The sequence below is a fragment of the Verrucomicrobiales bacterium genome (assembly GCA_016793885.1).
Classification (GTDB): domain Bacteria; phylum Verrucomicrobiota; class Verrucomicrobiia; order Limisphaerales; family UBA11320; genus UBA11320.
Map to the genome: position 1 here is coordinate 281725 of JAEUHE010000042.1, position 22497 is coordinate 304221.

At 59.1% G+C, this 22497-nt stretch carries 14 protein-coding genes; 9 read left to right on the forward strand and 5 right to left on the reverse strand.

From position 1 onward, the window contains the following. Nucleotides 1–50: 50 nt before the first annotated feature. Nucleotides 51–2471, reverse strand: coding sequence for a hypothetical protein (locus JNN07_06055; protein MBL9167285.1), 2421 nt, complete (start codon nucleotides 2469–2471; stop codon nucleotides 51–53). Between the two features lie 168 nt (nucleotides 2472–2639). Between JNN07_06055 and JNN07_06060 the strand changes: the two genes are divergently transcribed. Beyond that, nucleotides 2640–4025, forward strand: a complete 1386-nt coding sequence (locus JNN07_06060; GenBank protein ID MBL9167286.1) for a PQQ-binding-like beta-propeller repeat protein — start codon at nucleotides 2640–2642, stop codon at nucleotides 4023–4025. 472 nt (nucleotides 4026–4497) lie between these two features. Here JNN07_06060 and JNN07_06065 read toward each other — a convergent pair whose 3' ends face one another. Further along, nucleotides 4498–5274, reverse strand: coding sequence for a spondin domain-containing protein (locus JNN07_06065; GenBank protein MBL9167287.1), 777 nt, complete (start codon nucleotides 5272–5274; stop codon nucleotides 4498–4500). A 234-nt stretch (nucleotides 5275–5508) separates the two neighbouring features. On the opposite strand from JNN07_06065, the gene JNN07_06070 reads away from it, so the two are divergent. Then, entirely contained in the window at nucleotides 5509–7506 is a 1998-nt protein-coding gene (locus JNN07_06070) for an SUMF1/EgtB/PvdO family nonheme iron enzyme (GenBank protein ID MBL9167288.1), read from the forward strand. A 44-nt stretch (nucleotides 7507–7550) separates the two neighbouring features. Here JNN07_06070 and JNN07_06075 read toward each other — a convergent pair whose 3' ends face one another. Continuing rightward, on the reverse strand, nucleotides 7551–9512 hold the full coding sequence (locus JNN07_06075; GenBank protein MBL9167289.1) for a PQQ-dependent sugar dehydrogenase: 1962 nt from the start codon (nucleotides 9510–9512) through the stop codon (nucleotides 7551–7553). A 417-nt stretch (nucleotides 9513–9929) separates the two neighbouring features. Between JNN07_06075 and JNN07_06080 the strand changes: the two genes are divergently transcribed. Continuing rightward, nucleotides 9930–11189 carry a sodium:proton antiporter gene (locus JNN07_06080; GenBank protein MBL9167290.1) on the forward strand — a complete coding sequence of 420 codons (1260 nt, stop codon included), beginning with the start codon at nucleotides 9930–9932 and terminating at the stop codon, nucleotides 11187–11189. A 67-nt stretch (nucleotides 11190–11256) separates the two neighbouring features. Here the strand turns inward: JNN07_06080 and JNN07_06085 are convergent, their stop codons facing one another. After that, a complete protein-coding gene (locus JNN07_06085; GenBank protein MBL9167291.1) occupies nucleotides 11257–12420 on the reverse strand; it encodes a terpene cyclase/mutase family protein in 1164 nt (387 codons plus the stop codon). Nucleotides 12421–13189: 769 nt separating this feature from the next. Here JNN07_06085 and JNN07_06090 point away from each other — a divergent pair. From JNN07_06090 to JNN07_06100, 3 genes are read left to right on the forward strand one after another with little or no spacing between them, the layout of a single operon-like run. Beyond that, nucleotides 13190–14608 (forward strand): MBL fold metallo-hydrolase, encoded by a 1419-nt coding sequence (locus JNN07_06090; protein ID MBL9167292.1) that lies wholly within the window; start codon nucleotides 13190–13192, stop codon nucleotides 14606–14608. A gap of 50 nt (nucleotides 14609–14658) precedes the next feature. Further along, entirely contained in the window at nucleotides 14659–15207 is a 549-nt protein-coding gene (locus tag JNN07_06095; GenBank protein ID MBL9167293.1) for a YeeE/YedE family protein, read from the forward strand. A gap of 6 nt (nucleotides 15208–15213) precedes the next feature. Next, on the forward strand, nucleotides 15214–15807 hold the full coding sequence (locus JNN07_06100; GenBank protein ID MBL9167294.1) for a YeeE/YedE family protein: 594 nt from the start codon (nucleotides 15214–15216) through the stop codon (nucleotides 15805–15807). A 318-nt stretch (nucleotides 15808–16125) separates the two neighbouring features. Here JNN07_06100 and JNN07_06105 read toward each other — a convergent pair whose 3' ends face one another. Beyond that, nucleotides 16126–19518 carry a hypothetical protein gene (locus JNN07_06105; GenBank protein MBL9167295.1) on the reverse strand — a complete coding sequence of 1131 codons (3393 nt, stop codon included), beginning with the start codon at nucleotides 19516–19518 and terminating at the stop codon, nucleotides 16126–16128. Between the two features lie 255 nt (nucleotides 19519–19773). Between JNN07_06105 and JNN07_06110 the strand changes: the two genes are divergently transcribed. Genes JNN07_06110 through JNN07_06120 form a run of 3 tightly spaced genes read left to right on the forward strand, consistent with a single transcriptional unit; the run spans nucleotide 19774 to nucleotide 22449 of the window. After that, on the forward strand, nucleotides 19774–20628 hold the full coding sequence (locus JNN07_06110) for a radical SAM protein (protein MBL9167296.1): 855 nt from the start codon (nucleotides 19774–19776) through the stop codon (nucleotides 20626–20628). Nucleotides 20629–20632: 4 nt separating this feature from the next. Then, a complete protein-coding gene (locus JNN07_06115) occupies nucleotides 20633–20887 on the forward strand; it encodes a hypothetical protein (protein MBL9167297.1) in 255 nt (84 codons plus the stop codon). Beyond that, nucleotides 20884–22449: an AAA family ATPase gene (locus JNN07_06120; GenBank protein ID MBL9167298.1), complete on the forward strand. Its 1566-nt coding sequence runs from the start codon at nucleotides 20884–20886 to the stop codon at nucleotides 22447–22449. The genes JNN07_06115 and JNN07_06120 overlap by 4 nt, the downstream gene beginning before the upstream one ends. The last annotated feature ends 48 nt before the right edge of the window (nucleotides 22450–22497 follow it).

Here is a 22497-nt window from a genome sequence, read left to right on the forward strand (position 1 = left end):
CGGTTTTATGCTAAACGGCTCCTCATCGAGCGAGCCGTCTCAACCCCTCGTCAAGGACTCGTGACGCGGTAGAACGCTCCGTTGGCCGGAGGATTCGGATCGGTGTAACTCAGTTTGCCATCCGGTGCAGCAATCAAGGGCTGGAGAGTGATCCAGTTTTGAAGATCGACACTGCGTTGCAGTAGATACTGCTGCCCTGGCACTCCATAGAAGAGAACGTTGACGGTGGGGCCGCCTGGCAGGTAGATCAGCGATGGATTGGGCTGGCCTGGTCCTTGCGTGAAAAGGGCAATGTCGTTGCCGTCCCCTCCAGCGTAAGTGATGAACAGGTCGGTTCCGCCAAAGGTGCCGATGCGCGCACCTTCATTGAGACCGCTGAATGTTCCCGTGCGGGTTCCACTGACCGCAGCGATAACGTAGGACTCTCCGGTGTTGAGCGTGTGGCCGTTCAAGAGGTTCACCTGAAGGTTGCCCGCCAGGTTTAAATTCCCGTTCACTTGGAGCCGATCGTATTGAGAGGGAGACAACCCGCCGAGCTCAGCCAGAAATGAGCTGGTGGCTGTCTGGGTCCAATCGCCCTGGATGACGAGTGACCCGGGACTGGAACCTGGGCTGATCACACCGTAGTTGGTGACGCTTCCCAGAAGTTGGCCGTTACCGAGAACGGACCCGTTCGTCGCGATGGTGGTGCCATCGGTTGCGGCGATGCTGGATCCGGCCTGTAGCGTCAGGCTCGCGTTGCCAGTGCCGCCGCCAATGTAGAGAGCTTTGACCTGGGTATTGCCTGCCGGGCCGAGGACGGTGACCGTATTGCTGGGGGCAATGAATACGTTGTGAACAGCCGCAGGCGCCAGACTCAGAGTCCAGTTGGTGGCGACCTCCCAGCTCCCATTTCCTTGGGTTCGCCAGCGCAGATCTGGGGTCCAGAGACGGATGGCTCGTCGGCCATCCGCGAGTTCGGTGTTGAAAACAACTTGTCCAAGATTATTCAGCCCTCGGGTTCCGAAGCCTGAATCGAATTTGCGGTAGGTGCTCCCCTCACAGGGATCACCCGTTCGTGCGACACTGATGAGATCGATTCCATCGCCCGTGAAGATCCCAAACACCGAGAAGAGTCCCGATCCCCGGAGCGCTGTGGGCGTGGCCCAGGCAACCTGGCCTGCATCGTTGAAAGCGATGTCCGATGGAATGCCGTCAAACCGGCCGACCAAGGCGCCGGCTGCGTTGGGCGCCAGCTGATTTTCGCGAGCAATTGGGGTCAGGGGCCCGCCGCTACCGCGGAGGATCACCGCATCATCGGAAGTGCCGCCGCTCGTGCCTGTCAGCACGGTTGCAAAAGCTACCTGTCCGGCCTCATTAATTTTGCTCTCTACGTAGGTGGAGGCCGTGATTTTTCCATTTCCACCGGGTGCTGACTGTCCCTTGCGCAGGATCTCAGTGACCTCTCCCAGGCGAGCCCGATACAGTCCCGCGTTGTTGACAGTGCCTTGGCTAGTCCCGGTTAAGGTAGCATTGAAGCTGAATTCGCCGGAGCTATTCAGGTTGTGATCCGCCAGATTCAAATTGGAGAACTTCCCGCTTCCATCCGGGACTGAATCTCCCACCAGAACAACCGCGGCGTTGGGTTGCGGGGAATCCTTCCGGTTAATCCAAATCCCGTTTCGAACCTCAAATGTGCTGGGGGATTGAACGCGGCCCACGAAGGCGATCGTCCCGGCATCGTTCATGGGTGTATGAGCGGGCGCCTCAACAAGTCGCCAGTCTCCTGTAAAGCTGGTTTGGCCGACTTGCACGGAATCCGAGAGAAAGCTGATCGCCACCGTTCGCACGGTGGTTCCATCGATCCGAAAGAGGCCTGGCAACTGCGACCCGAAGGGAAAGCAGTTCGCGAATACTGCGAAGTCCCCAGACGCGTTGGGAGTCGGAGGCTCGACGAACGCAAAATTGAACTGCCCGAAGGTGCTGTTTGCTATCTGGGGCAACGGGTCCAGACCGTGAATGAGTTCGGTACGATTGAGCGCACTCAAGCGATAGACCGTGTATTGTCCGAATTGCTGACCAGGCGCCGTCTCGTTTCCGATGAACACAACATCGCCTGATTTGTTGAAGCCCGGTTGGCCGATAGTGAGATGGGTTTCTGAACCATCCGGCGTGAGTCCTCCTTTGCTGATCAAGCGGGTCAAAGTCCCTTTACTCCAGGCGAATAATCCCGCGTCCGCGTCTGGGGGCGTGTCGCTTAATTTCGCAAAGAAAACGATCTCCCCTTGGTGATTGAGAACTGGAGTGGTCGCCGAGGAACCCGCAGTGGTCCAAAATCGAAGCAAGGTGCCACCTCCATCGACCGCATCGCCGGTTTTAGCGACCGTCACGGTGTCAGCAGTCCCCGTTTGAAAAGAAGCCAGAGTCAACGAAAGAACTCCCGGCACCAGCCAGCCTGATAGATAATTTGAGCAGTACGACTTAATCCGCATGATCCGCCACTTTAACCCATCTACCCGTGAATTGTCGAAGCGTATTTGCGCTCGGCTACGGGATGCGATGGACCCTGTTCATCTGATAACCTCCCCGGCAATGCTCAAGCGAGGCGGCGTTCGCCGCAGTTGACCTGTCCGTGGTTCGTGTACAGGTTGCTGCTCACTATGTTCGTCATAAACGTCGGTTCCTTAACTCGAGTCCCCGGCTTGATCGGAATCGCCTACCACCGAGGCCGGCGAGTGATCCAACCGTCCGGAGGTATGACTTTGCCTCGTTCGATCACGACTCGCCCGGTCCGGTCACCCTTTCAGACCCTGGTACTTTGGTGCACATGCATCCTTGTAGGCGTTGGGGCCTCGGCTTCCTTGCAGGCGGAGGATTGGCCGCAGCGACGTGGGATCGGGAACAACGGCATCTCGCTCGAAACGGGCTGGACTCATGATTGGCCTGCGGAAGGGCCTAAGGTCTTGTGGAAGGGAAGTGTCGGTATAGGGTTTTCTGGGGTGGTGGTTGGGAATGGCCGGGCCTTCACTGCCGGGAACTCGAATGGTGTAGACACCATTTGGGGACTGGATGCTTCGACCGGGCAAAGCCTGTGGAGTTTCAGCTATACAGAGGCTCTGGCCCCCAAAATGTATGAGGGAGGGCCCAACAGCACTCCCACCCTTGACGGCAATACTCTTTTGGTTGCGAGTAAAACGGGGAAGCTCTTTCGGATAAATGCGTCCACCGGCGTGGTTCTGTGGACGAACGACCTGCAAGTCACTGTCGGTCCGGTTCTCAGCGACTGGGGCATCGCCTGCTCTCCATTCGTTCTGGCGGGCAGGGTCTATCTCAACCTGGGTCCATCTCTAGTGGCGTTGGATGCAGAGTCGGGCAAAATGTTCTGGCGCACGGAGCCGGAGGTTAAGGGCAAGTTCAGTTTTACCACCCCCGCTTTGTTGCTGCAGAAAGAAACGCCCTACCTCCTGGTGCATATGCACAAGGCGCTTCATACCGTGAACGCGGCGACCGGTAAGGAGCTCCGGGTTCATCCTTTTGGACGTGGATACGAAACGCACTCATCCGATCCGGTCATCTGGGATGGTAGCGTATTCATCAGTTCAGGAGACGATGGTGGTGAACTTCTCGATTTCACCCCAGAGGGACCCTCGCGACGTTGGAAAAATAAGAATCTTTCGACCTTCACCGGAACGGCCGTGGTGCGAGATGGAATGGCGTATGGGGTTGACTCGGGAGGCTATCGCAAAGGGGAGCAGAAGCTCCGGTGTGTAGACCTGGCCACAGGGAAGATCCGTTGGTCGCTGGACGGCTTCGGTCAGGATAGTTGGATTCTCGCCGGTGACAGGCTGCTCTTGCTGCGGGACTCCGGTGAAATTCAAGTGATCCGGGTAACCCCTGAAAGTGGGAAGATCGTGGCTCGGGCTCAGGTTCTAGGAGGCAAATGCTGGACGCAGCCCTCGTTAGCAAACGGTCTGCTCTACTGCAGGAACGCCCGAGGCTCGATCGTGTGCCTGGATCTCCGCGCTTCCTCGGACAAAGTCCCCTGACTTGTTCGCGTACTTCCGTGAGTGGGCGGAGCGCCGTTTTTACCCAGGTGTGATGTTTTGCGCGGAAAGGCGCATCCGTGCATGAGGAAATCCCGACTCCGTCGGCGCCTGAAAAGCGGCAGAGGTCTGCCGGACAATGGAACTATAAACCTCATCGGGCCGCTTCGCGATCAACTCCATATCGTCAGAGCCCTCTACAGCTTTTCAATATCCCCGGAGGGGGATCTCAACCGCGGACATGTCGCGGATGCTCCAGCCACCATCGGCGTGCTGCTTGGCGGAGAGCAACGCCAACGCGGCGTCGCGGTCCTTCGCCGGCTTGACCTCCTTCGGCCCCGAGCCGACAACGTCGTTGTGAACTTCCGAGCTGGCGGGACCGAACTGCTTCGTCCACGCCGTGCCTCAGATGCCGCTATCCGGGTAGCCCGTAGAAGGTGACCTCGACGGGCTACGCGGATTCAGCCTCCGCCGACTAGTGACGGCGACGACGCAATAGTGGGATCAGGCCGCCCAGGCCAGCCAAAGCGATGACAGCCGAGGAAGGCTCCGGAACGGAGGTTATGGTAACCCGCAGTATATCCGTGTTGGCATTGAGCGACGAAGAATCAAAGACGTATCCCGCGGCCGTGGTGAGCCCGTTGTAGGCCGCCAACTCTGAGAACTCGAACGAGACCGTGCTGTTTTCGTCAACGCGGTCACCATTCACTGAACCCACCAGGAAGGCGGCATTGGCGGCGATGGCCTGCTCGGACCCGGCGTCCCAAATCGCCCCGGCTTGAAGAGTGAAGGTTCGTGAAGTAAACGCGCCCATTTCGTCGAAGAGTTGAGTTCCCACAGGATTGTCATTGCCAATGAACAGATCGTTACTCGGGACCACCATTGCGGCATACGTGAAGTAGCGATTGATAGCACCATCGACTTCGAAGTCAGCCGAGAAGACGCTGCCTGGAGTCTCAGGACCTCCCACCGCGCCAATGACGGCGTTGGGCTCGGCCGCTAGAAACTCAGGGATCCAGACGTTGCCACTTCCCCCTTCTGCAATCGAGACGATCGCAGGCGTTGCTGCAAAACCGGAGTTGAAAGCGTCGAACGTTCCGTTGCCGAAACCAAGTCGGAACGGCGCAAACGAGACACTGTTGGCGGGGGCAATGTTTTCAACGGTAACCCTAACGGTCGTCGTTGCAGCTTGGCTGGACATTGCGGAGAGTCCGAGAAGGGCCGAAGCCCATGCGTGAGAATGCTTTTTCATAGTGTTAGTTGATCAGGCGAGCCTTAATGAGCATGCGCTTAACACTGAGAGCTTCCACCCGAGCTATTTATTCCAACCTTGTTCGAAATTCTTTTCCTCCTGAGCTTGGAATACACCTCAGGTCGCTCGTTTGTGTTGGGGAGTGTAGGTATACGATTTTCTGCAACAACCTCCGCGCCGCGCTTCAGAAGACAGTAACATCGCTTTGGGTGGAATCGCCCGGCACCACTGCCTATGAAACAGTTAATACGCCTGCACCTTTGCTGTCTGCTGCTCTGCTTCCTGTCCGCCGTAAGTCTCACGGCCCAGAATAACTTCAACGGGTCGCTCCACTTCGGCGAAGTCAATAGCCGTCTGGTGCTTAAAAGCACTTCGATCCCGCCGCCCTGGACGGCCGAAATGTGGGTGCGCCGCCATGATGCCAGTGGGCCGTCGGCGCCGTTGTTCATTGGCGATGCCGGAGCTCTCAAGCTCGAACAGTTTGCCTCCGAACGACGCGTGGGTTTTACCAAATTCGGGGTGGGGGACTACACCTTTGACTATGTGGCCCCTGCCGATCAGTGGGTCCACCTCTCCTTCGTTGCGGGCTTGGATGGAAGCACGGCCCTGTTCGTCAACGGTGCCTTCATCGACAGCCAGCGGGTGACCATCCCCTTGCCGCTGGATTACTTCGGTTCATCCCCGGCCATACTTGGGGATCAGCTCGCGGCTGAAATCGATGAGCTGCGCGTCTGGAATATCGCTCGATCTGACGAAGAATTGGCAGCTAACTTTCGGACGCCTCTGACCGGGACCGAGGCCGGGCTCGTCGGGTACTGGCGTTGCGACAGCCTGACTGACGGCTCGACGCCTAACGCCGCCGCAATCACTTGGATTGGCTCGGGCATCGTTGCGGGGGTGACCTTGCGATCCGAGAGCCCCAGGTTGGACCCTGCTATCATCCTTTCCCGTCGTGAGGTTTCTGTGCCCGAACGGGGGAGCGCTGGTGTGGGCGTACGCCTCAGTGCAGCGCCACTCAGCAATGTCGTCGTCGCGGTGCAACGCCTGAACGGAGATCCGGACCTCATCGTCAACGCCAAGAACCTGCTCACATTCACACCGGATAACTGGCAGGACGATCAACCCCTGCCGATCCTCGCTCTCGGCGATGCTGACGCCGAGGACGGGACGGCGACATTCCTCATTGCCTCGACGGGGGCAGCGAGGCTCACCAGCGCTACCTTCCTGGCGCGCGAGCTCGATACCGACTTGGCGGCACCGGTGCGACTGGCGATGAGGCCGGTGTCAGCCTTGCGTCTCGAGGGACCATCCCCCGCGGTCTACACGGTGGAGTTCAGCCACGATCCCGCCGTTTCCAATTCGTGGACATTTCTGACCAACGTGGTGGTCTCGAACGGCGCGAGCTGGCTGGTCGATTGGGAGGGTCTTGACGATTCGCGGCGGTTCTATCGCGCGTCGGTACAACCGTTCCAGCCCATCACCAACATGGTCTACGTGGCCCCGGGCGAATTTACGATGGGCTCTCCAAATAATGAAAAGGAGCGCTCGGAGGCCGAGCTTGCCCACCGCGTGTTTATCACGCGCGGGTTTTGGATGGGCCGCTTCGAAGTGACGCAGGATGAGTATTACCGCATTGCTGGTACGCGTCCTAGCTACTTTTCCGGCGGGAACCTCCCGGTGGAACAAGTCAGCTGGATCGATGCCACGAACTACTGCGCGCGCCTGACCGCGGAGGAACGACTGGCTGGACGTCTGCCCCGGGGCTGGGTTTACCGCCTGCCGACCGCGGCCGAGTGGGAATACGCCTGTCGGGCCGGATCCTCCACTCCGTTCAGCATGGGCTCGGATCTCCGATCCGGTATGTGCAATTTCGACGGCCACGAGGAATACCATTCCGGGATCGGCACGGTCCACAATCCGACGGGTATCCGGCTGGATCAGACGATCGCCGTCGGCAGCTACGCGCCAAATGCGTGGGGACTCTACGATATGCATGGCAACGTCATGGAATGGTGCCTGGACGGAGATCAGCCGTATCCGGCGCACGCCCTTACCGACCCGCTGCAGCCTTGGGGCGGACATTTTCGCGATCGCATCGCCCGGGGGGGAAGCTTCCTCAATGCAGGGCAGTTCCAGCGTTCGGCTTTTTGGGCGACCCGTTTTGAGCATGGTGGCCCGAACGATCTTGGATTTCGCGTCGTTCTCGCCCCGGCGGATCTGACCACACCGTAACCCCAACGATCAGATCCGGGTTTGCGGGCCAAGACGATCTTCTACTATTGCCCCCTCAATCTGAGGAAGCGCGCCGTCACGTTTTGAGGGGGCACATGATCACGAAACACGAGCTGCGTGGGCGTCTCACTGAGCTTAACTATTTCTGGATCGGCGGACCAGGTGACGAGGTCCGAAGAAACATCTATGGTGTATCGCACGTCCGGAGTGGGGGCAGAAAGGGAAACCGTTACCATAAGGAACTTCTGGTCGCCTTCTTCGACAATGCTGGCGGACAACCGAGGTCTCACATAGGCGATCCGCCAGATTGTTCCGTTGGCGTCCTCCGTCATAAGCAAAGCGCCATCACGTGCCACCGCAACACCAACCGGTCGCCCCCAGACATTTCGATCGCTGGTCACAAAGCCGGTAAGAAAATCATCGTAACGACCCGTAGGCACCCCCCCATTCAAAGGGATCCGGACGATCTTATATCCGGTTCGCGTTGCCCGATTCCATGAACCGTGCAATGCCACAAACCCATCGCCGTGATAATCGGAAGGAAAGGCGGCTGGACCCTTGTTCACTGGGTAGAATGTCATCTGCAAGGAGGCGGAATGGGCCTGTTCCAAGACATCAGGCACGATCGCCTTCCCGGCTAAGTCCGGTCGCTCGCCCTTTCGGCGAGGATCCTCAAGATTTCCCATATAATACCAGGGCCATCCATAGAAGCCTCCTTCCCGAACGCGCGTGACGTAATCGGGAACGAGGTTGTCTCCGAGTCCATCCCGCTCGTTGGTGGACACCCAAAGATCACCGGTTGCCGGATGGGTCGCTAACCCTACCGGATTTCGGATTCCCGTTGCATAGGGACGCAGCGGCGCCCTCCCTTCTGGATCGGTGACCAGGATGTTGGCGCGATGGGTTTCCGGACCCCATGCGGCTCCCAAACCATGTGCCGCTTCCCATGCCGCAACTTCAGCGGCTGTCTTACGGCCCATCTGTTCCCCAACGTTGGAGGCCGATCCCACGGAGATAAACATCCTGGTGCCGTCCTGGGAAAAGGCGACATCCCTTGTGGTGTGGCCCCCAGTGGTGGCGCTCAAGGACGGAACCACTACCTGGGCGGTTCCAGACGCAACCAGGTCGCCGTCTTGATACGCAAACCTCACGACTGAGTTGTTCAGTGCGACATAGAGCCAGCGAGGGTTGTTACCTGGCGGGTAGAACGCAGTGCCAAAGGGGCGGTTCAGCCCTTGCGCAAAAACTCGGTTGGTAGACGGTTTGTCGGCACCCTCAGTGGACCGCAGGACTCGAATTCGGTTTTGTGCCGTCTCTGAAACGAAAATGTCCCCGTTGGGCGCCACCCTGATGATGCGAGGGTTATTGAGGCCAGAAGCGAACAGTTTTACGGTAAACCCGGCCGGAACGGACAAGACGGCGTTCGCGGGTTGACGTACGACACTGGGAGGATTGCCCGCTGATGGAGTGGCAAAGGGCGCCGGTAAATCCGCCACCGTGATGTAATGCTGATCACCCGGCGAGGCTCGCTGCCAGTCATCCGGGTCGGGACCCGTCACAGTCGGTAGCTTATCGAGATCCAGGCCCTCCGGCACTTTCAGTGTCGCCAAGTAAGCGATGACATCGGCACGGTCAGCCGCGTCTGCGACCTTGGTTAACATCGTCGTGCCGGGAACAGCAGTTTCAGGATCGCTCAGGTAGGAATTCAGCGCCTCCGCGTTCCAGACCAATCCTGAATCCTGGAGAACCTGCGTGAATCCGAAGTGTGGACTCGTTCCAGCCCTCCGTCCCATCACTCCCACCAATGTGGGCCCCAGCTTGATGATCACGGTCTGATCCGGCCCTAGGGTCGAGCTATGACAGAGCGCACAGCTTGTCTGAAACAGCGGGTCTCCGCGTGCGGCGTCGCCTGCTGGATTAATTTGAGCTCGCGCCTCTGTCACGCGCACTAATCCCGCCAGGAGGGCGATGAAGGGCCACTTTGCTTGAAGAAAGCGGTAGTGCATAATAGGTGTTCTCTGACGGTCGAATACGACGGTTGTTCTTCCAAGTTAAGGGAGCAGTGCGGGGTGAAAGATGCCTCCGAACGCTTGGCCATAAAGTTCGAGAAAGAACCGCGCCATGTCCGGGTCCGCAGCTAAGAAAGTTTTGTCCTCCGATATCCGCTGCCCCCAACGGCTTATACGAAAGGGTCTTCCGACGTCCGAGAATGTTTTAACCGCGGGCGGCCGATGAGCCGGTTCGGCGCCAGCGGCTGGCGTTCTGCATGATCGGTTGAATAGGTAGGGCGTTCTGCAACTCGACATCGTATGATGGGGATCTGCTTTCAACCCGCAGCTGCGCCAACACGATGGCTTGCCGCCATTGGCCTTGTTTGATGAGGGGTGTTGCGGAGCGGCAGATCCGTAATTATGAATTCATCTGTGAACGAGACAACCATTTGGTTTTTGTTGGTCGGAGTTCTTCTCATCCTCATGGTGCTCGGAGAGGAGTTTTTTAAAAGGGCGGCTATTTCGGCGGCCATGGTCTACCTAGCTATTGGGTTTGGACTGGGTCCACTTGGTCTCGGAATCCTCAGATTCAGTCCGACCGAGAACTCGAAAACACTGGAGTTTGTTGCGGAGATTGTTGTTCTGATTTCGCTCTTTTCTGCGGGACTAAAACTCCGTATTCCGTTTCAGCATGCTCACTGGCGCCTGAGCCTTAAGCTGGCGACCCTGACGATGGTTTCAACCGTCGTCTTGATCGCGGTTCTGTCACACTATGTTCTGCACCTCCCGTGGGCCTTTGCGTTGCTCCTGGGCGGTATCCTGGCCCCAACCGACCCGGTTTTAGCCTCGGCCGTTCAGGTTGAGGATGAACGTGACGACGACCGACTCCGAATCGGGTTAACAGGCGAAGCCGGGCTTAACGACGGAACCGCCTTTCCAGTTGTGATGCTCGCCCTCACTTTACTCGGGCTTCACTGGCGCGAGAATCAAATGATCAATTGGCTTCTGGTGGATGTGCTCTGGGCAACTGTTGGCGGGCTCGCCATCGGCTACGGGGTTGGTTGGCTCGGTTCCAAAGCCATCATTTGGGTTCACCCGAAAAAAGACGACGAACTGCTCATCGAAGATTTTATATCCATCGGGCTTATCGCCCTTTCTTATGCTCTTGCACTCATGCTGAAAAGTTATGGCTTTCTCGCGGTCTTTGCCTGCGGACTGGCTTTCGCCCGAGTCGAACAAGGGTTCTTCAACTTGAACTCCAAGAAAAAGGCAGATGAATTTTCACCCTCACTCATCAAATTCACCTCACAGATGGAGCGAATCGGCGAAGTGTTGACGGTTGTGATCGTTGGAGCGATGCTGAGTTTTGTTAAGTTCGACATTTGGATTCTTTTTTTCGCCCTAGCTTTGATTTTGGTGATACGGCCGCTTTCCGTCCTCGCGGGCACCCTAGGCTCAAAGATGCGCTTTAAACAACGCACGCTCATCTCGTGGTTCGGGATTCGAGGCATCGGCTCGATCTATTATCTAAGCTATGCGATGAATCATGGTGTCAAGGGTAGCGATGCGGAGGTCCAGGTCAGTATCGTCCTCACGACAGTTGCACTTTCGATTTTGGTTCACGGGATTACAGCGAACCCGTTCATGAAAATCTACAACCGCTCGAAATCCATTTCGGCCACACTCGCGTGAGGGTGGCCCTTCGGCTGGCCGCTGGGCAAAATGAGAAATCCTCTCCGATCCTTTCACCAGGCAGTTCTCAGTCGGCGGGAAGGGCATCCAACTCGCCGCTCAGGGCAAAAGCCTTCACCGCCTGGGCCGTGGCGATGTAGGTGATGTAGTGATAGTTGCCCCGGTAAAGCGAGTGCATCCACCAACGCCCGCTCTCGCGCTGCTCCCGCCGCAGCCAGGCGAGGCCACGCTGGATGCGTGGATCGGTCGTTGGGACGTTGCTCTGCCGCAGGAGCACGACGGCGAGCGCGGTCATGTAGGCGTCGCTCTCCGGCTGCTGGGCGTCCGGCAGCCCGTTGATGAGATTCACAACGGTCGCGCTCATCTCGAAGTGCCAGTCGTTGAGCGCGGACATGTCGCGGATGCTCCAGCCTCCGTCGGCGTGCTGCTTGGCGGACAGCAACACCAACGCAGCGTCGCGATCCTTCGTCGGAACCAGTTCCGGTAGGTAGTGCGCGAGTTGGAGTCTTAAAATGCGGTCGAAATCGTTCTTCGGTGCACCGGTGCGGAGATAGTCCTTCAGCTTGGCCACGCGGCCTATCAGGGTCTCATCCTTCAGCCCGGCGAGCCAGCCTGGCGCGGCAGTGATGGCACGCGCGGCTTGCAAGGATAACTCGAAGTCCGTCGTGATGTGCGGAATCTCCACCTCGCCGTGGCTCACGAACGCGCCGTTCCCCGACTGCTGCTCGAACAAGTCGCGCAGCGAGCGCTCGGTCGGCTCGGAGAGTTTGCCCGTGATGTGCCGGTCCCACTCGGCCAACCCGAGGCTGCGCCACACGCTGTAGAACGTGCTTGGGTAATGCTTGTGGCCGCGCGTCTCCGTCTCCTTCGCTGGCTTGACCTCCTTCGGCACGGAATCGACAAAGTCCTTGTGGACTTCCGCGTTGGCGGGACCGAACTGCTTCGTCCACGCCGTGCGCTCCGTCAGGTAGGGGCCGGTGGTGTGGCAGTTCACGCAGGATTTCTCACGGACCCAAGTCAACGCGCCCGCTTCCAAATACTTCGCGGCCAATTTCAGTGACGCCGGCCCGAACTCCTTCACGCGAGGCTCGTCGGCAGTGGGAATACTCACCCGAATGTCGCCCGACTGATATTGAAAGGCGGGTTTGGATTTGTCTTGTGCCAGAGCCGACATCGGCAGTGCAAGACAGGTGAGGATCGCGAGGAAATGGATTTGAACGCGGGTATTCATCGGCTGGATGCAAAACGGTTTTCTCAACGCTGCGGGGGCTTCGACCCCCACGCGGGTCATAGAGATTAGCCGGGTGATCGCAGATCCCCGGAACCGGTCCGCAAAACCCAGAGCATCGCGCAGCGATGCCACGAGCTGGGATGGTTGTCGTGAGACGAGCTTACGTGCCGGGTCCATGGAGAGTTATTTCGCCCCCATGTGACAGGGTTGTAAATAGGATTCAGCTCGGTTTTGACAGTAAGGGCGAAACCAGGGAGGCAAGAGCGGTGAGCATGGAAACCGCTCCAGGGCTAAGGAATGTTGGATCGAGGGGGCTTGGTCGGCATTCTGGTCATGCTGGTGCCAGACTCATCACCAGATAAGGCCCCAGCAACAAACCACCGACGGCCATCTCAGATTGCTTCGCTTATCCCAATAGCGGCAACCTGGATGGTGTGTAGATGATGCGCTCTGATTGGAGGTAGAGGGCAGGGCTCGATTTTGGCGGATCGAAGTGGGTGAAGGAGTCGATTGCCAGACTTTAGCGTCCCCGTCGACTCCAGAAGAAGCCGCCACCGCCAAACAAAAGCAACAAAACGACTATAATTAGAAGAGTATTATTGGACATAGCTTACAGTAGGCTTGGCGCACACGGCGCACCATTAGGTGTTCTCCCCATAGGAACTCAAATCGGGAAGGCACGACTAACCGTCGTCCGGTCAGTACCCCATGGTAGGTTGTGAACGATGCAGTAGGATCCCCCCGTTCCTTTCTTAAGCATCATAACTTTATGGCTCTGGTTTTTGAACGAATCCAAACTGACGGCATCGCCGAACTTTCCTATTTAGTCGGCGACGATGCCGAAGGCGTCTGCGCCGTATTCGATCCTCGCCCGGACGTGGACTGCTATCTCGAGCTCGCGCGCGAGAAGCAGGTTTCTATCACCCACATCTTTGAAACGCACATCCATGCCGATCTGGTCAGCGGTGCGCGCGAACTGTGCGCGCGCGTCGAAACTGCCAAAATATTTCTCAGTCACGAGGGCGGCGCACGCTACGGCTTCGAACACGAAGAAATCAAAGCCGGAGACACGTTCAGGCTCGGCTCCGTGGTGATTACCGTTCGGCACACCCCCGGCCACACGCCGGAGCATGTTGCTTATTCTTTGGCGGAGAAAGACCACCCTGATGCGCCGTGGGGGGTGCTTACGGGAGACTCACTGTTTGTCAGTTCCGCCGGGCGACCAGACCTCCTCGGCAACGCCCAAGCGACAAAGCTGGCCGAACAACAATTTCATACCCTGCGGGAATTTTACCTCCAGCTCACCGATGGGGTCATTATTTATCCGGCGCACGGTCATGGATCGCCGTGCGGCGCGGATATCGGCGACCGGCTAAGCAGCACGATTGGTTACGAGCGGCGCTTCAACCCCTTCCTGCAATTTCAGGATGCGGGACGCTTCACTGACTACGCACTCTCCACCGCGCCTCCCGTGCCGACTTACTATCCGAGGATGAAGAAGTTGAACGCGAAAGGGCCGGAAGTGCTAGGCAACCTGCCCAAAGTCCGTGGGCTACCTCCCAAGTTCTTCAAGGAAGCCGTCGAGCACGAAGACAATGTGCTGATTGATACCCGCATGATGCTGGCGTTTGGCGGTGGCCATATCAAGGGTGCGCTGAGTATCGGTGGCTCGCCCATGCTATCCGTCTGGGCGGGTTGGCTGCTCGACGCGGGCAAGCCGATCCTTCTCGTTCTTGAGTCCGACGAAAAGCTCAACGAAGTCCTCCGTTACTTCCTGCGCACGGGTTACACGAAGTTCGGCGGATATCTCGTAGGTGGAATGAAAGCATGGGATAACGCCGGTCTACCCTTGGATGACGTCGGGCAAATGACGGTGCATGAAATCAAGAAGCGCGGGAAAAAATTGCAACTGCTCGACGTGCGCGCGCCGGACGAATGGCAAGGTGGTCACATCCCAAATGCGCGCCATATCTTCCTGGGCGATTTACGCGAAAAACTCGGCGAACTGGATAGGGGCCAACCCACGGCGGTGTACTGCGATAGCGGTTATCGGGCGAGCATCGCCACCAGCATTTTGAAACAGGAAGGATTTGGCTGTGTCTGCAACGTGCCCGGAAGCTGGCAAGCGTGGAAGAAAGCGGGATTCCCGGTGGCTGGGGTGATCGAAACGAAAAAGGAGTCAAATTGAAGGCGCAAGGGAAAAGGCTTATCATCATGGGGGGCTTGGCCCTGCTCTCTATGGATACTGGGATCGCGGCGGACCAAAGCGTCAACTCGCTCGATTATCCCGGCGCGACATGGTCGCCCTATGTCGTGGGCGCAGGCATTGGCGTTCTCTCGTGGCTCACCTTCTATTTTTCAGACAAGCCTATCGGCGCGTCCTCCTTTTACGCCCAGGTGGCGGGCTTCATTGGAAAAATGTTTGCGAAACGTCATACCGAGTCGCTCGCCTACTTCAAAGACAACCCGCCCCGAGTGGGCTGGGAATTTGTTTTTGTCCTGTCCACCATCGTGGGGGGAGCGATTGCCGCCATCACCGGTGGCGAGTTCGTCAACGAATGGCTTCCACCCATGTGGATTGACCGCTTTGGTGACAGCATTGCGCTGCGTGCAGGAGTCGCATTCGGAGGCGGTATTCTCATGGCCATTGGCGCTCGCCTCGCCGGAGGTTGCACCAGCGGGCATGGCATTAGCGGAACGATGCAGCTTAATGTCGCCTCTTGGATTTCTGTGATCTGCTTTTTCATTGGCGGCATCGCCGTGGCCATGCCCCTCTTCAAACGTTAAGAAACCATGATTGATCCCGGAAAAGCAGTTAAGCAATCCGCAGAAAGGCCCGCGCCGCAGGTCGCCACAGTGCGCACGCTGTTGGCTGGAGTGATGTTCGGCCTAGCTTTTGGCTTTCTCTTGCAGAAAGGGGGCGTCGGTAAATTCAATATTCTCATCGGCCAACTGTTGCTCCAGGACTGGACCGTCGCGAAAGTCATGCTGACCGCCATCGTGGTGGGCATGCTGGGCGTTTTCACGCTGCACCACTTCGCCAAGGTGAACCTGCACCTCAAGCCGACCAAAATCGGCGCGAATATCATCGGCGGACTCCTCTTTGGCGCGGGCTTCGCGCTGATGGGCTATTGTCCCGGCACGGCTGCGGCGGCGCTGGGACAGGGAAACTGGGACGCGCTTTTCGGCATGGTCGGCTTAGTCGCCGGTTCGTGGATTTTTGCCGAGCTCTCAGCGTGGCTGCAAACGACCTTGGAGAAGTGGGGCGACCTTGGTAAGCTTCTTCTGCCGGATTTGCTGCACGTCCCGCGCGGAGTGTTCGTGGTCATTTTTGCGGTCCTGGTTACCGCGGGTTTGGTCGCATTGGAAAGAGCGTTTCCCCGATGACGGTCCGGAGAGCGGATCCGTTTGACGCGGAGGTGTTCCTGTCTGGGGCGACGTCTTTGGTTTTGCTTTCCGTCTTCAACTCCTGTTGCACTGCTTGATCACCAGCCAGGATCCTTGAGCCGAAGGTCACCTGAAGGCTGGCTTCCTCCGTCGCTAGCAGCTAGAGAGGAGTTGGGGGCAGATCTCTTATGTCTGAGTTTGGCATCAGTGATGAAATACTGCGTCTGAGGTTCTTGCAAAAGTTGCAATATCGGAACTAAGAGATCCCTAATGGCGTGTTCGTGGTCGGACGGCGGATGCGCTGACCTGGTCGTGGCGCTATTCGCGCAGGCTCACCCGATAGAACCGGCTGAGCTGCCCGCCGGAATGGGAATCCTCGAAGACGAAGCTTCCCGGAGAGACCTCCGTGGCGGTGCCGACCACGGTCCACAGGGCTGCGGGGTTCCCCAACTGTGTGGTGGATTGGACCGCGTAGCTTCGCTGGGGAACGCCCAGGAAACGGATGCGGAACGTCTGCGCCAGGGGAAGGAAATCCGCCACCAGGCGTGGAACCACGGTCTGGAGGCTCGCCCCCCACTCGAAGGCTCCGATGTCCTCGCGCTTCCCGTTGGGCCGGGGATAACCGCGTTGGTCGAAACCGGCCACACCCGCCTCCCCGGCATCGATCGCCGGACTCCCGGTCAGCAGCGCATGCGTCGGCGTCGGCCCCCCGTAATTGTTGAGCCGAGCCAGACCCGGAGAAATGGGATGCGTTCCCGAACCGATGAGGCTGGTGTTGTCCGGGCTCTCCAGCATCAGGTCATCAATCGAGCTGGCGTCGCCAATGAGGTTGTAACCGGAGTCCAGGATACGCGCCGTCTCGTATGTCCCGGCATCGACTTCGACGAATCCCTCGAGATCGGGTGCCTCGATGAGGGCGCGGTTGTCCGCCACGATGGTGGAACGCAGGACCATCTGGCCACCGTAGTTGAAAAGTCCGCCTCCGACATGGGCCTGATTCTCGGCGATCGTGCTCCGGGCGATGGTCACCTGGCTGAAGAAGCTCAGGATGGCTCCCCCGAAGTTCTGACGGCCGGAGTCCAGGTAATCGGTAAACAACTCGCCCGTGTTCAGGGACGTGAATAAGTCGAGGTTTCCACTGAGCGTGCTGTTGGATACCGTCAGCTCGGTCGGAGAGTTGGTGCTATTACCATCGGAATAGAGAAAGACGGCATTGCCTCCGGACCAAGCGCCATTGTCCGTCATGGTTGTGTTCAAAAGGAGACACGCCGCCGGATTGGTCAGCGTGACGCAGGATAGCGCTCCTCCATGGGTCGCCAGGTTGTTCCGGAAGACGCAATCAACCAGCGTCAAATGGTCCAGGTTCAGCACTCCCCCGCCTGTTCCATCCCACCACTCAGACTCGGAGGATGTGCTGGTAGTGCCGTCCGCGATCGTTAAGCCGGAGATCCGGACGCTGCCGCGCTCGATTCGCAGGACTCGGTTCATCGCGTTTCCGCTTACCGTCAACTGGGCTGCGCCGGGGCCGTCGATCCGCAGGCTGCGGTCGATCCGGAGCTCACCCGAGCTGAGCAACAGCGTTCCTGAAAGGTCGGGGCTGATCCGAATGAACCCCTCATCGACGGTTCTCTGCAACGCCTGCCGCAGCGATCCCTCCCCCGCGTCGTTCAGGTTTTTCACCACAGTGGACAGGGCGGCCGTTTGGTCCGGGCTGTAAGCGATTCCCCATCGGTTCGAGAGCCCGATCCGATAGTGGAAGTCTCCCTCCGGCGGCAGGTTGGCCAGCGTCAGGGTGGCTTGGGTATCGGATCCGCCGGGAGTGGTTTGGAAAGGGGCGGGACTGGGCTCAGCCTGGTAGACAGCGCCCGATCCCCGTTCGATCCAGCACCGCCCGGACTCATACCACGAAGGAATCCGGAGGTGGACTTCCAGCTGGCCTGGACCGGGGGTGGATGCCTGGATGTTGTTCGCGCTGATGGGAAGGGGGAAGGAGACTCCGGGGATCGTCTGTGGATTACCCGCTGTGTTTCCACTCAGCTCACTTCCTTGCGAGGCGTAGTTGGGGATGGCACTGGCGAGCAGCTCCTGATCAAACCGAAAGTAGACCATCAGGTCGGTCTCGCTCCCGGAGAGCTCACGGACCAAATCGCGTCGGATCTCCTCCGGCGATCGCGCGACCTGCCAAATCCGGAGTTCGTCGATGTCCGCGTTGGCGTAGCCGTCGAGCGGCCAGTTGCTGCGGCCAATGAAGTTCTGTGTTCGGAGGCCAACGGTGGATCCGATCACTCCCGATTGCTCGGAAACTAATCGGCCGTTGTGATAAAACTTCAGCCGGTCCCCGTCGACCACCACGGCGAGGTGCAGCCATTCATCCAGCGGCAACGGGGTGGGAAACAGGTAAGTCCGGGGCTGGCTGCCGCGATACAGTGTGAGGCTCGGCTGCCCGGTGGTCCCCGTGCTCAGCGCGAAGACCACATTGTCCATGGCCGGGCCGTTTCCGAAGTCGAGCAGACGTCCCCAGTTCGTATAGTTTTTCACCCGAACCCAACTTTCGATCGTGAAATCGCGGGTGAAATAGTTGCCCGGTGGCAGCTGCACGTATTGTTCCTGTCCGTTCAGGGACAGAGCTCGATCCAGACCTTGGATGGCCGCAGTGGCGATCCGGCCCAGATAGCCGTAGGTGATCCCGGCACGGTTGGAGGCTACCAGGCGAACGTCATACGCAAGACCGGGACTTAGCCCGCGCAACACATTGGTCACGAGCGTCGGCGATTTTTCCGCGGGAAGGGAGATCGGCCGGGAAGTACGGTCGAAGGCGGAACCCAACCCAAACTCAAACCAGGACTCGGTGGCACTACCGTTCGGATTCACCCGACCGGCAACGGTGAGCGTGTTGGGGGAGATGTCGGTCGCCGGCAAGCCGGTCAGGCTCGGTCGACGCAGCGAGTAGAGAAACTCCGTGGTGGCGAATTCCCCAACGGGGAAGGTAAACACCCGGACATCATCGATGCGTCCGTTGAAATACTCAGCGTTCCCCCCCTGACCAGGGCTCCCAAGGACGAACTTGCCGCCCGTGGGAGGGAGCGGAGGCAGCGTGATGAATACCTCCATGGGCTGGCTGTTGATGTACAGACGAGCATAGCCGGAAGTACGGACGAACGCGAGGTGGGTCCAGGTATTGGGCCGCACGGTCCCGCCCGTGGCAAGCTTCACTCCCCCGAAGAGGATGCCGTACGTGTCGCCCACCTGATACAACCCCCAACCCGAAGTGCGGGTGTCGCCATTGTAGACGATGGCATGGTTGCCCACGGTGGTCCGCGGATACACCCACGCCTCCACTCCAAAGGATTCGGTATTGACGTCCAGCAGGTCTCGCCCCAGGGCTTGGTCGATCCCGTTGAACTGGGCGCAAAGAGGCCCACCGCTGATCTCGGCTGCCAAGCCCGGCACATCAAGGGTATATGTAGGGGAGCCGATCGCCTGCAGATCCCGACCCCCTGTCCGATCCCGGGTCGCGGTGATGATCTTGGGTTGCGCCGCGCCCCGGTCATCGTCGCCAAGCCCATAGCGGGCGACGTCCACCCAATCGGCACGAGCCGAAGCAGGGAGACTTGCCAGGATGGCGACGAGAAGGCTGAACCTGAAATTCCGGCGGCTGAGGAGTTGATCCGCCCAGGCACGAACAACTGATAAAATACTGAATGGTTTCATACACCCTCTGCAGAAAGATTTTCTGCGCAAGGGTGCAGGAAAAAGTGACTTGGGAGGTGCCGGAGCCGCGGAGCCTGTTGAGCCTCAAACTCCGGGGAACGCTGAGAAAGTAGGCAGGCAGGTTGCCGCACCTTGTTCTGATGAGCCGGCCGGCTGAAGGAGTTCAGGTCCACTTCGAACAGCTGCTGATTCAACCTCTCTTCCCTAGCCTGAACTCACGCGTGAGTGTTTCTGGATGAATCTGTCCAATTGGCAATGACCGCCACCGTCCCTAGCAGGGTCCTGCGCCGTCAACTCGCGGAGGCGAGGATCCCGGAAGCACGTCTCGCGCTGGCCTGTTGTGAACTGTGCGCCCACCGGTGTCAGGTGAACCGACTGGCCAATGAACGGGGCCTTTGCCGGGTGGGGGCCGATTCCCGGGTCTTCTCCGCGCAGGTGGAGGTATCGGATGAGCGGGCGCTCGGACCGACCTTTGCCATCGCCTTCGCCGGTTGTGATCTCCGCTGCTCGTTCTGCATCACCGGCCGGGAGAGCTGGAATCCGCAGGTAGGCACCTCGTTCGCGCCAGCGGCTCTCGCCCAGCAGGCGGCCCGGGCCGTGGCCCAGGGGGCTCAGTCGATCATGATCCTAGGCGGAGAACCCACGGTGCACCTGCCCGCGGTGCTCGAGTTGGTCAGCCAACTTCCGGAGCAGGTGCGGCTCGTGTGGAAGACCAATGCCCATGGGACGGAACAGTCGCGCCGGCTGCTGGCGGGTTTGTTCGATCTCTGGCTCATCGATTTCAAGTTCGGCAATGACTGCTGTGCTGAGCGGCTCAGCGGTGCGTCCGATTACGTCGCCACCGTTGTCCAAAACCTCGTGTGGGCGCAGGAAGACAGCGGGGTGGTGGTCCGGCACGTGCTGATGCCAGGTCACCTGGAGTGTTGCTGGCGTCCGGTGGCGGAATGGCTTGCGGGACACCTTCCCGAGGTGTCGGTGAATCTCCGTTCGGGCTTCTGGGCCGGCTGGCAGGCCAGCCGACATCCCGAGCTGTGTCGTCCGTTCCTGCCGGGCGATGAAGCAGCGGCTCGCCGGCTCGCGGATGAACTTCACCTCCACCTCATCGACTAGAACTATGCAAACCAATGGCTCTCCGCTCTCGTCCGATCCTCCGCTTCCCGAGCCGCCTTCGTTTCATTCCGAAATGCGGCTGCTGCCGGATGGCCGGGTGCTGGTCCACAATCTCACCCCGGCCTTCGCCCGGTTTCTCGACTCGCTGGGATTAGCTGATCTTCGTTCGTCTAGCGAGAAAACCGAAGGCGCCATTCTCACTGTCCGCGTGCATGTCGCCCCGGGCCTTCACTCTTCACACCCGGAGGCGCAGTCATGACCTTCGCCGAAGAAATCGAGACCCTCATCCGGGCCCGCTACCCCATCCTCTACATTGTCTCCAGCGAGGAAGCCCGGGTTACTCAACTCATCATGGGGCTCGCTCAAAAGCGGCAGAAAAAGGTCTTCGAATGGACCTTCACCACCGGCATCGTCCCCGCTGGCACCAACATCCAGTCTCAGAAGAGCCGCAACGCGGCAACCAAGGACCCGCTGGCGGCCTTGGATCAGGTGATTGAGCAGGTCGAACCAGCCATTTTCGTGTTCAAGGACCTGCATCCCTTTCTGGCCAAGGGAAACCGCGCCGCCAACGCCGCCCCCATCCGAAAGCTCAAGGATGTCGCAGGCCATTTGAAGAGCAGCTACAAGACGATCATCCTGGTCTCGCCCATCCAGGAAATCCCGGAGGAGTTGGAGAAGGAAATCACGGTCCTCAACCATCCGCTGCCTAGTCGGGAGGAACTCCAGGCGCTGCTCAATCGGATCGTTCAGGAGGTGAGTCAGCTTCGGCAGGTGACGATCGATTTGGATGGGCAGGGACGCGACCGTCTGCTGCAGGCGGCGCTGGGTTTGACGCTTGCCGAGGCGGAGAACGTCTTTGCCAAGATCATCGTCAAGGACGGACGGTTAAGCGGAGAAGATGTCGTGGAGGTTTTTGCTGAGAAGCAGCAGATCATCCGGAAGAGTGGCCTGCTGGAGTACTGCGCGTGCTCTGAGACGTTTGCCGAAATCGGGGGGCTGACGGTGATGAAGGAGTGGTTGAGAAAACGAGCGCGGGCCTTCACTGATGAAGCTCGAGCCTTCGGCCTCCCGGCACCCAAGGGCATCCTGCTGCTCGGGGTGCAGGGGTGTGGGAAGAGCCTGTGCGCGAAGGCCGTGGCCAGTCTGTGGCAGCAGCCTTTGTTGCGATTCGACATGGGACGCATGTTCGGTAGCCTGGTCGGATCCTCGGAAGAGAATGTTCGACGGGCCATTGCGGTGGCAGAGTCCGTGGCCCCGGCGGTGCTTTGGGTGGACGAAATCGATAAGGCCTTCGCCGGATCGCAGGGTTCCGGCGGGACGGACGGCGGGACCACCGCCCGGGTCTTCGGAACGTTCCTCACCTGGCTCTCGGAGAAAACTTCCCCGATCTTTGTGGTGGCCACCGCGAATGACATCTCCCAGCTTCCGCCCGAGCTTCTGCGCAAGGGGCGGTTGGATGAAATCTTTTTTGTGGACCTCCCGGCGGAGGCTGAACGGGAGGAGATTTTCCGCATTCATCTTGCGCGACGCCGTCGTGACCCGGCGGCGTTTGATCTCTCGGCGCTCGTCAGCGCTAGCCCCCAATTCAGCGGCGCCGAATGCGAGGAGGCCATCATCAGTGGGCTCTACGACGCCTATGCGGCGGGCCTTGAGTTGTCGACGGACCACATCGTGCAGGGCTTGTCACAGACGGTGCCCCTGGCACGTACCATGGATGAACAGATCAGTCGCCTGCGGGCTTGGACGGAAGGCCGTGCTCGCAACGCGAGCGTGCCTCGTCGGCCCGAAGCACCTTGCCCAATCCGTCGCATGGAACTGTAAACGCTCCGGCGTGAGCTGCGATCCTCGGCTCGGTCCAACCCAATGACA